Source organism: Ruegeria sp. YTSA168, from assembly GCF_059610045.1.
Genome location: NZ_JBXWMW010000003.1, coordinates 112,692 through 125,873, shown reverse-complemented (window position 1 = coordinate 125,873; position 13,182 = coordinate 112,692). Strand labels below are relative to the sequence as shown.

Here is a 13,182-nt window from a genome sequence, read left to right as displayed (position 1 = left end):
TGTCGTGCGGCAACGTGGCGTTTGATCTCTGGATCGGTAGAGTAGGCGGCACCATACTCGACGGAGAGCCGTTTGTCCTTGAAAACAAATCTGAAATCCTATCTGGCAGCGGCCATCACAAGTGATCAATTCATGAATGCCCGCCGAGGGGCGCATGATTTGCGCCGTCGCCTGCGTGGTGCAGATCATGTCGTGCATTATTTCCACGATGCCGCTGATCCTTATTGTGCGCTGACCGCGCAAATCCTGCCCGCGTTTCACGCACGGTATGGGGTTACGCTATGTCCGCATCTTATCTCGGGCCCAGCATCCGAGGCCGTGCCCGAACCCGAAGCCCATCAGAAAAACGCTTTGGTCGATGCGACCCGATTGGCGTTGAAACAGGGGTTGAATGCGCCAGTGAAGCCCTCCATCGAAAGGATACGAAAGGCCAACCGTCTGTTCGCAGCCGCGTTTGGCACCCAGGATTGGGCTGCTCGATTGAGGGATGTTTCTGTTTCTCTCTGGACCGGTCGCGCGCTGCCGGATGAACCGGACGTGGACCCTTCCCACGCGATGGCTGCGGGGGATCGAGCCTTGGCGTCAAAGGGGCATTATTTGGGCGGTACGTTCTTCTATGGCGGCGAATGGTATTGGGGGATCGACCGCCTGCATTATCTGGAACAGCGGTTGCAGCAGGCCGGATTGGGTCAAGGGACTCCGATCATTTCGGTTCCTGATCTCTCGGCGCACGCGTTTACCGGCGGAGAAAAAGAACTGGAGTTCTTCTTCTCGTTCCGCAGCCCGTATTCCTATCTGGCTTTCGACCGCGTCGTTGATCTTGCCAAGCGGCACAACGCCCGACTGACGTTAAAGCCAGTGCTGCCCATGCTAATGCGTGGATTGCCGGTTCCCAAGGCCAAATCGCGCTACATTCTAAACGATTGCACCCGCGAGGCACGGCGCCTGGGCATCCCTTTTGGCCGGATTTGTGATCCGTTGGGCGCCGGAGTCGAACGAGGCTATGCGCTGTTCGACTATGCAGAAGATCAATGCAAATTGGTGCCATATTGTTCGGCCTTCATGCGCTCCGCCTGGTCGCAGGGCGTGGATGCCGCGACCGATAGAGGCATGGAGCGGATCGTGACCAGCGCAGGTCTGGAGTGGAACATCGCGCGACCCTTGCTAAATGCGCAGGATTGGCGAAGCCGGGTGGAGGCAAACCAGCACCGCCTGCAAGAGGTTGGCCTGTGGGGTGTTCCCAGCTTTTGCGTCGATGGGCAAAGCCTCTGGGGGCAGGATCGGCTTTGGGCGGTCGAGGAGTTGTTGATGGCAAACCACGTGCGCTAGAGGGCAGGCAGCAACTGAATCCGCGCGGCGACGGCGGCGAAAAACAAGACACTGCCCACCAGTACAAACACATGCCAGATCGTGTTGTGATAGGCCATCCAGTCAGACAGGTAGAACGCGACGCCTGCAGTATACACCAGCCCTCCGGCGATCATCAGCACCAGAACGCTGGGCGCAAGCTCTGCCAGCATGGATTGCCCGGCCCAAACTGCGGCCCATCCCATCATCAGATACAGCGCCAGGCCGAACCAGCGAAAGCGGTTTGGGTCGAGCATCTTGAGAACCGACCCCAAGGTGGCCGAGGACCATAGCCCCAGCAAAAGCCCCGTTGCCTGTGTGCCTGATAACAATAGGAACGGCGTATAGGTGCCTGCAATCTTTATATAAATCCCCGAATGATCAAGGCGGCGCAAAAGCTCGGCCCAATCATCGCTCTCGATCATGTTGTACAAAGCGGACAAGCTGAGCATCAGGATCAGTGTCACGCCATAGATCGAAACGCCAACAACCGCCGCCGGGTCGTACCGGTAAAGCACGGTCATGGTGATCAACAGCGGCACGCCGATGACTGCGGCGCATATGCCCAGAATATGGACCACCCCGTCACTCAAACGCTCGGCTCGGCTATAGGCGGGGCGGATATGTGCGAAGGACCACATAGGAAAAAGTTAAGCAGCAGCAGGGTTTCGAGCAAGTTCATGGATCGCGTCAGTGTCAATAACGTGATCCAAAACGACAAAACGCCCGCATTGCGGACGTTTTGTTTCAGTTCTGTTGTGGAATGTGAGGGTTATTCCTCGACTTCTTCATCCCCCTGATCAGCGATCCAGGCGACGGAAACGACCTCTTCACCCTTGCCGGTATTGAACACACGCACGCCACCTGCGCTGCGCGAACGGAAGGAAATACCATCAACCGGCACCCGGATTGATTGGCCCTTGGAGGTGGCCAGCATGATCTGATCATCGATCTCAACCGGGAAGGAGGCGACAAGTTCACCGCCCCGCATCGCCTTATCCATCGCGGCGACTCCCATGCCGCCGCGTCCACGCACCGGATAGTCATGGCTGGAGCTCAGCTTACCCGCGCCCCCGGTGGTGATGGTCAGGATCAGGTTTTCAGCGGCCGACATCTCGGCATAGCGTTCCTGGGGCAACACGCTGTCAGCGTTGCCTTCGTCTTCATCGCTTTCGGTCTCATCCGTCACACCGGCCATCAGGCGGCGCATCTTGAGATAGGCGGCGCGTTCGTCCGACGTGGCCTCGAAATGACGGATCACGGACATCGAAACAACCCGATCACCATTGGATAGCTTAATGCCGCGCACACCGGTCGATTTTCGGCCTTTGAAGACGCGCACATCGGTGGTCTGGAACCGGATCGCGCGGCCCGAATTGGTGACCAGCATGACGTCATCATCTTCGGAGCAGATGCGCGCATTCACCAGTTCGACATCTTCGGGCAGATCCATGGCGATCTTGCCGTTGCGTTTGACATTGGTGAAATCACTCAGCGCGTTGCGGCGCACGTCACCGGCGCTGGTGGCGAAGACGATCTGCAGGTTTTCCCATTCTTCATCCGGGACATCGACGGGCATGATCGCCGCAATGGAAACCCCGGTTGGGATCGGCAGAATGTTGACAATCGCTTTGCCCTTGCCAGTCCGGCTGGATTGTGGAAGGCGCCAGGTCTTGAGCTTGTAGACCATCCCATCGGTGGTGAAGAACAGCAGTTGAGTATGCGTGTTCGCCACGAAGAGGTTGGTGACCACATCCTCTTCCTTGGTCTGCATCCCTGACAGGCCCTTGCCGCCACGCTTTTGCGCGCGGAAATCGGCCAGCGGCGTGCGTTTAATGTAGCCGCCCGAGGTGACCGTCACGACCATGTCCTCGCGTTCGATCAGGTCCTCGTCTTCCATGTCGCCGGACCAATCGACGATCTCGGTGCGACGTGGCACGGCGAATTGTTCGCGCACGCTGCGCAGCTCATCTGCGATGATGCTCATGATGCGTTCGCGTGAGGACAGAATTTCCAGATATTCCTTGATCTTACCGGCCAGTTCTTCCAACTCGTCCGTGACCTCTTTGACGCCGATTTGAGTCAGGCGTTGCAGGCGCAGGTCGAGGATGGCGCGGGCCTGAACCTCGGTCAGGTTATAGGTGCCATCGTCGTTCATCTTGGACAGCGGATCGTCGATCAAACGCAGGTAGTCTTCGATCTCGGAGGCGGGCCAACGGCGCGTCATCAGCTTTTCACGCGCCTCGGCGGCGTCGGCCGAGGACCGGATGGTGGCGACCACCTCGTCCACATTCGAGACCGCAACGGCCAGGCCACACAGGATATGGCTGCGTTCACGCGCTTTGCGCAGGTCGTAAGCCGTACGGCGGGCGACAACGTCTTCGCGGAAGTCGATGAACGACGTTAGAAACCGGCGCAGCGTCAACTGCTCGGGCCGTCCACCATTCAAGGCCAGCATGTTGCAACCGAACGAAGTCTGCATCGGTGAAAAGCGATAAAGCTGGTTTAGCACCACCTCGGGCGTCGCATCGCGTTTCAGTTCCACGACAACCCGCACGCCGTTGCGGTCAGATTCATCCTGCACATGCGCTACGCCCTCGATGCGTTTCTCACGCACCGCTTCGGCGATCTTTTCGATCATCGAGGCCTTGTTCACCTGATAGGGGATTTCATCCACGACAATGGCGTAGCGATCCCTACGGATTTCTTCGACCCGGGTTTTGGCGCGGATGATGACGCTTCCGCGGCCTTCCAGATAGGCCTTGCGCGCGCCGGACCGTCCCAGCATCACGCCGCCGGTCGGGAAATCGGGGCCGGGCACATATTCGATAAGTTGTTCGGATGTCAGATCGGGATCGTCGATCAGCGCCAATGTGGCGTCGACCACTTCTCCCAAGTTATGCGGCGGAATGTTCGTCGCCATGCCCACCGCAATACCACCGGCACCATTGACCAGCATGTTCGGGAAGCGGGCGGGCAGGACGGTTGGTTCCCGGTCCTTACCGTCATAGTTATCCTGAAAATCAACCGTCTCTTTTTCGATATCGGCCAGCAGGGATGCTGCGGGCTTGTCCATGCGTACCTCGGTATAGCGCATGGCCGCCGGGTTATCGCCGTCCATCGAACCAAAGTTGCCCTGTCCATCCAGCAAGGGCAGCGACATCGAGAAATCCTGCGCCATCCGCACCAACGCGTCATAGATCGCGCTGTCGCCGTGCGGGTGGTATTTACCCATCACATCGCCCACAGGACGGGCCGATTTGCGATAAGATTTGTCGTGGGTATTGCCGGTTTCGTGCATCGCATACAGGATGCGGCGGTGCACCGGTTTCAACCCATCACGCAGATCGGGGATCGCGCGGGAGACGATGACCGACATGGCATAGTCCAGATAGGATGTGCGCATCTCGGATTCGATGGAGACCGTCGGGCCGTCATAGACAGGGCGCTCAGGCGGGTTTTCGTCCATGTTTTCAGGAATTTCTGGCGTATCGCTCACGTAAACTGCCCGTTTATTGTTCTGGGTCTATATCTTGTGGATTCACCCTATCAGACACAGCATATAAGGTGCAAGCAAGCAACAATTCCGAATGCAAAAAAACACCAGTAACACTCGCGTAACACATTGTTAATCAAGAATTAGCCCCTTTGCGTGTTATGCTGAAGAGACCTTTCATGAAACCGGAGGTCTGAATGGAGCAGCGCGAAACAGAATTGATGCTGAAAGGATATGGGCTGACGACGGCAGAGTTTTTCTATCACATGCCTGACTACATCCACGTATTGAATACCTTTATCTGGCAGGAATACGATCTTGCTCCCGACCACCCCAAACTGTTTGAATTCATAGACTTCTGGCAGCGCGAGATTGATGGGCCGCTGCATTCGGTCAAATTCACCCATCGCAAGATGATTGCACCCGGGGAATGGCGCAATATGGTTGGAGAGTTTCGGGTGAACTAGCCCGAACAGCTGGCCCCGCCCAAGACGCAGAACTTTGCGCAGTGGGGGTGATTCAAATGCACATCTGCCTCGGCCTCGGCCAGTGTCTCGCCAAGTTCGAACTCAGGTGAGTAGGGCAGCAAGGTGCAGGCCAGAACGGCCGGACGCGCGGCGCCTTTGCGTTTCACTACCATGCGCGCGCTGGCACACATGACCGCGTCGGGGGATTTGTTCAGAATGCCCCAGCAGGCGGTGGTGATTTCCGGAACCTCAGCTGTTTCGTCCATTTCCGGGAACAGAACGGTCTGCGCGGGGTTGTTTGCATCGATATCAAATCCGTGCGCGTCGAAAAAAGCGGCATAGCCTGCGCGGCTGTCGGCATCGCAGTCACCCCAGACGGTGCGCCCTGCCACGGCCATGTTAAAGCCGTGATCGCGCAGCCATTCCATCCCTGTCAACGTTTTGGCAAAGCTGCCTTTGCCGCGTTCTTCGTCATGTAGTTCAGGACGATAGTGATCGACTGAAATGCGCAAGGTCAGTTGGTCATTAAAATCGCGATGAAGCTTTAGCAGACCTTCGCGCATCTTGCGTCGCATCATGGGCAGCATCGCATTGGTCAGAATCAAGACCTCGTACCCACGGTCCAGTGCGGCGCGGGTGATCTCGATCATCTCGGGGTTCATGAAGGGCTCACCGCCGGTGAACGCAATCTCTTTAACAGGCCAGTTGCGCTGTTTAATCTGATCCAGATAGTCGGTGACTTCGGCAGCCGTGATATAGACCAGCGCATCATTGGTGGGGCTGCTTTCGATATAGCAGTTCGCGCATTCGATATTGCACAGCGTACCGGTATTGAACCACAGGGTCTGCGGGTTTGTCAGGGCAACTGACGCGCGGGTTTGCCCGTCTGCCGTCACCAATCTGTCTTGAAACTTGCCGATATTGGCAAGCTGAGGGGCGTTGTCTTTCATTCCCGCATCCGGTCCTTTGAAGTCGTTTGACTGATTTATCTGTTTGTTGTCCTGATGGTAAGGGTCTGGTGGCGTTCTGACAGAGTTTTGATGAACGAGAGTTTTTCCGCTAAAAGGCACGAAAATGATTGCGCTAACATTGGACATGTCGATGGGGGCAGGATAAGGACAAGCCATGGTTTCTCGTGTCATACCTGTTGACCCATTTGATCTGGTCATTTTCGGCGCTACTGGTGATTTGGCGCAGCGCAAGATTTTGCCAGCCCTGTTTCGCCGGTTTTGTGCAGGTCAATGGCCAGAAGACGCACAGATTATTGGTGCTGCGCGATCCGATCTGTCTCCAATTGATTTCAGAGATATCGTGGCTGACTCGTTGCGACGAGACGCGCCGAGACGGGCCCAAAACATCGAAGCGCTGAGTGGGTTCCTGCAACGGATCGACTATGTCGTGTTGGATGCAATGTCCGGGCACGGATGGTTAGATCTGGCTGGACGGCTGACCAAGGACCGCATACGGGCGTTCTATTTCTCGGTTGGTCCACGCCTTTTTGGGCCTCTGGCCGAGCAGATCCGGTCGCATGGTATGGTGTCAGACCAGACGCGTATCGTGGTCGAGAAACCGTTTGGCCATGATCTCGACAGTGCCCGCGGCCTGAATGCAACCTTGGCAGCGCATTTTGACGAAGGACAGATTTACCGGATCGATCACTATCTGGGCAAAGAAACGGTCCAGAACCTGATGGCCGTGCGCTTTGGCAATATGCTGTTCGAGCCGCTCTGGAACAGTCAATACGTTGACCACATCCAGATCACCGTTGCCGAAACGGTCGGTGTAGATGGGCGCGAGGAGTATTACGAACGTGCGGGTGCCATGCGCGATATGGTGCAGAATCATCTGATGCAACTGCTCTGTTTGATTGCCATGGAACCGCCTGCCAAGTTCGACCCCGACGCGGTGCGCGATGAAAAGCTGAAAGTCATTCGCGCGCTTGATCCGGTCGAGCCGCATCACATCGTGCGTGGTCAGTTTGCAGCGGGCGAGGGTGGGCCGGGCTATCGAGAGGTTGTGGACAACCCACGTTCAACCACCGAAAGCTATATCGCTTTAAAAGCGCATGTCAGCAATTGGCGGTGGGCGGGCACTCCGTTCTACCTGCGGACAGGCAAACGGCTGGTCGCGCGATCTTCGGTCATCAACGTTCAGTTCAAAGATGCGCCGCATTCGATCTTTGGTGAGGCTGCTGGACGGCACGCAAATGCCCTGTCGATCCGGTTGCAGCCGAATGAAGGCATCACGCTGAAAGTGACGATCAAGGAACCAGGGCCGGGCGGTATGCGCCTGATCGACGTGCCGCTGGATATGAGTTTTGCCGATGCGCTGGGGCCTGAAAACCAGGATCCCCCTGATGCTTATGAGCGTCTGGTGATGGATGTGATCCGTGGCAACCAAACCCTGTTCATGCGCGGGGATGAGGTCGAGGCCGCATGGGCCTGGACCGACCCGGTCATCGCCGGCTGGCAGGCGCGCGGTGATGTGCCCAAACCCTATGACAGCGGCAGCACAGGCCCCGGCGACGCCGAGCTGCTGATGAAACGTGATGGTCGCCGCTGGCAAGGAATAAAGCCATGAAGATTCAAGATTATGCCGATCGGGATATGTTGGCCATTGATGTCGCTAATATGCTTGCCGGAGAGCTTGAAGCCGCGTTGTTGCACAATGAAACCATCGCGCTGGCGGTTCCGGGGGGGACAACTCCGGGCCCGGTGTTCGATGTTCTCTGCGCGGCTGATCTGGAATGGGAACGTGTGCGGGTCATGCCCACCGATGAACGCTGCGTTCCCGCTGACAGCGAGCGTTCAAATGAACGCCTGATCCGCCAGCGATTGCTGACCAATCGTGCATCGGGCGCAACATACATCCCGCTTTATGTTCCGGGGGCCGCGCCTGAAGCGGCGTTGCCGGAAATCGAATCTCTGATCGCGCCGGTTCTGCCGCTGTCCGTTCTGGTACTGGGCATGGGGGAAGACATGCACACGGCATCCCTGTTTCCTGGGATGGAGGGGCTGGAGGCGGCGCTCGACAGCCATGCCCCCACGCTCGCCGTGGCTCGCACACAGGTTCAGCCCGAGCCGCGTATTACATTGACGGGCCCGGTTCTGGACGGGGCCTTGTCAAAACACCTGATCATCTTCGGGGCGGCCAAGCGCGATGCATTGGAGCGTGCCATGGCGCTGCCACCGGAAGAGGCGCCAATCGCGGCGGTTCTGAGTGGTATGACCGTACATTGGGCGGAGTGAGTGTGATGGACCTGAACAATCTCAAAGCGCTGGCCACTGCGCAGACCGACCGCATCGTGGATTTGTTTGCGGCAGACCCGGACAGGGCGCAAAATTTCTCGGCCTCAGCGGGGGATATGGTTTTTGACTACTCGAAGACCCGCATCGATGCTGATACGCGTGACGGCCTGATCCGACTGTGCCAGGACGCCAACCTGGCCGAGCGGCGCGGTGCCATGTTTGCGGGCGAAAAGATCAACGAAACCGAAGGGCGCGCTGTTCTGCACACCGCTTTGCGAAATCTGGATGGCGACGCTGTGCAGGTCGATGGGCAAGACGTCATGCCTGATGTACTGGCGACCTTGCAGCGCATGCGTGTCTTTGCCGAAGAAATTCGCGGAGGTGCCATTGCCGGGATAGGCGGTAGCTTTACGGATGTGGTGAATATCGGCATCGGGGGATCTGATCTGGGGCCGGTGATGGCGACCCATGCTCTGTCGCCCTATCATGACGGACCGCGCGTCCATTATGTCTCGAATGTGGATGGGGCGCATGTCGCGGATACGCTGCGGCAGCTTGATCCGACGCGGACGTTGATCATCGTCGCCTCCAAGACCTTTACGACCATTGAGACCATGACCAACGCACGCACCGCGCGGGCATGGATGAGCGATGGCGGGGGCGACCCGGCCAAACAGTTTGCAGCCGTGTCCAGCGCCTTGGACAAGACGCAGGAGTTTGGCATCCCGGCGGACCGCGTCTTTGGCTTTGCCGATTGGGTCGGCGGGCGCTATTCGGTTTGGGGCCCTGTCGGGCTGCCGGTGATGATCGCCGTGGGCACGAACGCGTTTGATGCGTTCTTGCGAGGCGGGCAGGCAATGGATGTGCATTTCCGATCAGCCGACTGGGCCGAGAACATGCCTGTCATGCTGGCCCTTGTCGGCATTTGGCACCGTCAGGTTCTGGGCTATGCGAGCCGCGCCGTTCTGCCCTATGATCAACGCCTGCTGCGCCTTCCAGCCTATTTCCAACAGCTTGAGATGGAATCGAACGGGAAATCCGTGGCGATGGATGGCTCGTCGCTGAGCATACCTTCGGGCCCGGTTGTCTGGGGCGAACCCGGCACCAATGGTCAGCACGCGTTCTACCAACTGATCCATCAGGGCACGGATGTCATCCCCTGTGAGTTCATGGTGGCTGCAGAAGGGCACGAACCGGAACTGGCCCATCATCACCGCCTGTTGCTGGCCAATTGTCTGGCCCAGTCCGAGGCGCTGATGCGCGGGCGGTCGTTGGGTGAGGCGCGCGCGCTGATGGCCGAGAAAGGCTTTGAAGGGGAAGAACTGGACCGTCAGGCCCGCCACCGTGTGTTTGCAGGCAATCGGCCGTCGACCACACTGATTTACCCGAAACTGACACCCTTTGTGCTGGGCCAGATCATTGCGCTCTATGAACATCGCGTCTTTGTCGAAGGCGTTCTGCTGGGCATTAACTCCTTCGATCAATGGGGTGTAGAGCTGGGCAAAGAACTGGCCACCTCTCTGGGTCCCATTGTAGATGGTGAGGAAAGCGCCACAGGCAAGGATGGCTCGACTGCGGCGTTGGTTGCTTACGCGTTGAAACACCGAGACTAGCGCAAAATCTAGTGGCTTGCCCTTAGGGCAGGCAGCCATTCTGATATTGTAAGACAATTGAATGCTTGGCAGGGTTCCTTCTGAGGAGAACGGAATTGACCCGTGGGGCATCGCCCCTAGGTGTCGATGACACGGCCATGGCCGCAAAAGGCTAAGCCGAGAAATGGGGAGGATGTCCATGCTGGGACAGATGATGACGCAGCCTTTGCTGATCTCGTCGCTGATCGAACACGCCGAACGCTATCACGGTCAGACCGAGATACACTCGGTTGAAACGGATGGAACGGTGACGCAGACCAGTTGGTCTGAGGTCGCCACCAATGCGCGTAAACTGGCCTCGGCGCTGGGCAAGCTGGGCCTTGAGCCACAGGACCGGATCGGTACGCTGGCTTGGAACAACCGCCGCCATCTTGAGATCTACTACGGAACCTCGGGCGCCGGATATGTGTGCCACACGGTCAACCCGCGCCTGTTTCCCGAGCAACTGACCTATATCATCAACCACGCGCAAGACCGGGTTCTGTTCTTTGATGCCACCTTCATTCCATTGGTTGCTGCACTAAAGCCATCGCTGACAGAGGTTCGCCATTTTGTCCTGATGGGGCCGCGCAATGACGAAGCGCTGGCCCAGATTGATGGGGTCGCGTTCTATGACGAACTGATCGAAACCGGCGATGCAGACTATGCCTGGCCCAGCTTTGACGAAAACACGGCGTCCAGCCTTTGCTATACCTCGGGCACCACAGGTAACCCAAAGGGGGTTCTGTATTCGCACCGGTCAACCGTGCTGCATAGCTTTGGATCGAACACACGGGACGTGATCGGCTATTCCGCCATGGATGTGGTGATGCCGGTTGTACCGATGTTCCATGTCAATGCCTGGGGCTCTCCCTATGCCTGCGCGATGTCAGGATCCAGAATGGTTCTGCCGGGGCCGGGCTTGGATGGCGCGTCTCTGGTCAAACTGATCGACACCTATGGCGTGACACTAGCCATGGGGGTCCCGACGATTTGGCAGGGATTGCTGGCGCAGGCAGCTCAATCTGGCAGCGAATTGACCAGTCTGGAACGCACCGTGATTGGTGGTGCGGCCTGTCCACCGTCGATGATCGAAACCTTCCGCGACACTTACGGTGTCGATACGGTTCACGCCTGGGGCATGAGCGAGATGAGCCCTCTGGGCACGGCAAATACACCGATGGCCAAACACCGGGATCTGCCAATCGATCAACAACATAAGCTGCGCGAAAGTCAGGGGCGACCGCCTTACGGGGTTGAGCTGAAAATCGTCGATGATGATGGAAAGGAACTGCCTCATGATGGTGTCACCCAGGGCGATCTGCTGGTACGTGGCCCATGGGTGTTGGACAGCTACTTCCTGATGCAGGATCAGACGCTGTTGCAGAATGGCTGGTTTGCCACCGGAGATGTGGCAACACTGGACCCGGATGGGTACATGACGATTCGAGACAGTCCAAGGACATCATCAAATCAGGCGGCGAATGGATCAGCTCGGTCGAGCTGGAAAACATCGCCGTGGCTCATCCCAAGCTTGCCACCGCCGCTGTTGTGGGTGTCCCGCATCCAAAATGGGATGAACGGCCCTTGCTGGTGGCGGTCAAGGCCGAGGGGCAGGACCCCAGTGAAGAGGAATTGCTGGCTTTCTTCGAGGGCAAGATCGCGAAATGGCAAATCCCGGATAAAGTTGTTTTTGTTGAGGCTTTGCCCCTGAACGCCACGGGTAAAGTGCTGAAACGGAACCTGCGTGCCGATTTCGAAACAGCCATGACCGACTGATCCTGCGATACTGGGGAAGAATGGCTCCGGCGGTAGGGATCGAACCTACGACCAATTGATTAACAGTCAACTGCTCTACCGCTGAGCTACGCCGGAACGGTTCGCGCCGTATAGCAACCAGATTTCGCCCCGTCCAGAGTGAGTTGTAAGTTTTTTCCAAAAAAGAAAGCGGGCGCTCGTGAGACCTTTTGAGGGGCTTGCTAAACCGAAACCAACGACCTTGAGCCAAATGGAAATCAAGAGCGGTTTAATGCGTAAATTGTGATTTGGGCGCTGTTCTTCTTTAGTATTCTGCCTCCGACGCAGCCAAGCTAGGTCGAAGAAATGTTATGACATGAGATGTCGTTGCCACTTGGTCGTGTGGATGAGAAGATAAGTGGTATCGCTGGATTACATTTGGTATTCATCGCGACATTCGACAAAGGTTGGGGGAAACTGCACTTTGGACCTGGAGAGTGTGTTGAAGACATCCGTACTAGAAAAACCTGTTCTTACAATGCCTGAAGAGGCGCAGAACGTTCTGCGCGAGCATTATGAGGCCGCCTCTGTCATTCTTGAATACGGGTCTGGTGGTTCCACCGTTCTGGCTGCCGAGATGAAAGACAAAACGGTTTTTAGTGTCGAGAGTGATCGAATTTGGGCGCGTAAAATGCGGCGTTGGTTTCGTGAGAACCCTCCTAGCACTGGCAGCGAAGTTAACATCTCTTGGGTGGATATAGGTGATACAAAGAAGTGGGGCTTCCCGGTAAATCAGGACAAATCAGGACGATACCCCCGATACCCTTTGTCAGTTTGGCAAAGCGAAGGGTTTAAGCACCCGGACGTCGTGCTTGTCGATGGTAGATTTCGCGTTGGCTGCGCCTTGGCAACGGCTTTCAATATCACCCGACCAGTGACACTTTTAATTGATGACTACGGTGATCGGCCACGTCTGCAGGCGACCGAAGAGTTTCTGAAGAAGCCGGTTCTTGTTGGCCGTATGGCAATCTTCAAAGTTGAGCCTATGCAAATACCAGCGGATCGGTTGGTTCGTATTATCCGCCTTTTGACGCTTCCTTAAAATGACCGCCGAACGGCGTTTGAGTTAGGCAAGTCATAGACACCCAATCGGCGTTTTGTACGTCTGGCGATCTGGCGATATAGAAACGCGGCAACCAAACAGAGACTCGCGATAGTCCTTTTGGTCGCCGACGAGCGACAAGACCGGGATCAAA

The 13,182-nt window shown here is 57.0% G+C and carries 9 protein-coding genes, 1 tRNA gene and 1 pseudogene; 7 read left to right on the top strand and 4 right to left on the bottom strand.

All coding sequences use genetic code 11. The annotated features are described in order from the left end of the window. Window positions 1–72: 72 nt before the first annotated feature. Window positions 73–1,329 (top strand): DsbA family protein, encoded by a 1,257-nt coding sequence (locus AC2FFE_RS07250; protein WP_496846294.1) that lies wholly within the window; start codon window positions 73–75, stop codon window positions 1,327–1,329. Here the strand turns inward: AC2FFE_RS07250 and trhA are convergent. Both trhA and gyrA read right to left on the bottom strand, forming a co-directional pair. Next, complete coding sequence (trhA, locus tag AC2FFE_RS07245; RefSeq protein ID WP_496817612.1) at window positions 1,326–1,988, bottom strand: PAQR family membrane homeostasis protein TrhA; 663 nt, start codon at window positions 1,986–1,988, stop codon at window positions 1,326–1,328. The two genes, AC2FFE_RS07250 and trhA, sit on opposite strands and share 4 nt — an antisense overlap. A 131-nt stretch (window positions 1,989–2,119) precedes the next feature. After that, the gene (gene gyrA / locus AC2FFE_RS07240) at window positions 2,120–4,846 is read right to left on the bottom strand and encodes a DNA gyrase subunit A (protein WP_496846293.1); all 2,727 of its coding nucleotides are present in this window, start codon (window positions 4,844–4,846) and stop codon (window positions 2,120–2,122) included. A gap of 194 nt (window positions 4,847–5,040) precedes the next feature. On the opposite strand from gyrA, the gene AC2FFE_RS07235 reads away from it, so the two are divergent. Continuing rightward, window positions 5,041–5,310, top strand: coding sequence for an usg protein (locus AC2FFE_RS07235; protein WP_496817614.1), 270 nt, complete (start codon window positions 5,041–5,043; stop codon window positions 5,308–5,310). On the opposite strand, the gene AC2FFE_RS07230 is transcribed toward AC2FFE_RS07235, so the two are convergent. Continuing rightward, complete coding sequence (locus tag AC2FFE_RS07230; RefSeq protein WP_496846292.1) at window positions 5,307–6,260, bottom strand: radical SAM protein; 954 nt, start codon at window positions 6,258–6,260, stop codon at window positions 5,307–5,309. The genes AC2FFE_RS07235 and AC2FFE_RS07230 overlap by 4 nt on opposite strands. 175 nt (window positions 6,261–6,435) lie before the next feature. Between AC2FFE_RS07230 and zwf the strand changes: the two genes are divergently transcribed. From zwf to AC2FFE_RS07210, 4 genes and pseudogenes are all read left to right on the top strand, one after another. Then, window positions 6,436–7,890: a glucose-6-phosphate dehydrogenase gene (zwf, locus tag AC2FFE_RS07225; protein ID WP_496817617.1), complete on the top strand. Its 1,455-nt coding sequence runs from the start codon at window positions 6,436–6,438 to the stop codon at window positions 7,888–7,890. Next, window positions 7,887–8,558, top strand: a complete 672-nt coding sequence (gene pgl / locus AC2FFE_RS07220) for a 6-phosphogluconolactonase (protein WP_496846291.1) — start codon at window positions 7,887–7,889, stop codon at window positions 8,556–8,558. Before zwf ends, pgl begins: the two co-directional genes overlap by 4 nt. A 5-nt stretch (window positions 8,559–8,563) precedes the next feature. Then, window positions 8,564–10,171, top strand: a complete 1,608-nt coding sequence (gene pgi, locus AC2FFE_RS07215) for a glucose-6-phosphate isomerase (protein WP_496846290.1) — start codon at window positions 8,564–8,566, stop codon at window positions 10,169–10,171. Between the two features lie 178 nt (window positions 10,172–10,349). Continuing rightward, window positions 10,350–11,968 (top strand): annotated as a pseudogene (locus tag AC2FFE_RS07210) (long-chain-fatty-acid--CoA ligase). Window positions 11,969–11,989: 21 nt separating this feature from the next. Here AC2FFE_RS07210 and AC2FFE_RS07205 read toward each other — a convergent pair. Continuing rightward, a tRNA-Asn gene (locus AC2FFE_RS07205) sits at window positions 11,990–12,064 on the bottom strand. Window positions 12,065–12,425: 361 nt separating this feature from the next. Here AC2FFE_RS07205 and AC2FFE_RS07200 point away from each other — a divergent pair. Further along, complete coding sequence (locus tag AC2FFE_RS07200; protein ID WP_496817736.1) at window positions 12,426–13,028, top strand: hypothetical protein; 603 nt, start codon at window positions 12,426–12,428, stop codon at window positions 13,026–13,028. Window positions 13,029–13,182 lie beyond the last annotated feature (154 nt).

Bases quoted from the DNA above. Each gene is read 5' to 3' on its own strand.
- trhA (WP_496817612.1), bottom strand. From the start codon at position 1,988: ATGTGGTCCTTCGCACATATCCGCCCCGCCTATAGCCGAGCCGAGCGT.
- AC2FFE_RS07235 (WP_496817614.1), top strand. From the start codon at position 5,041: ATGGAGCAGCGCGAAACAGAATTGATGCTGAAAGGATATGGGCTGACG.
- AC2FFE_RS07230 (WP_496846292.1), bottom strand. From the start codon at position 6,260: ATGAAAGACAACGCCCCTCAGCTTGCCAATATCGGCAAGTTTCAAGAC.
- zwf (WP_496817617.1), top strand. From the start codon at position 6,436: ATGGTTTCTCGTGTCATACCTGTTGACCCATTTGATCTGGTCATTTTC.
- pgl (WP_496846291.1), top strand. From the start codon at position 7,887: ATGAAGATTCAAGATTATGCCGATCGGGATATGTTGGCCATTGATGTC.
- pgi (WP_496846290.1), top strand. From the start codon at position 8,564: ATGGACCTGAACAATCTCAAAGCGCTGGCCACTGCGCAGACCGACCGC.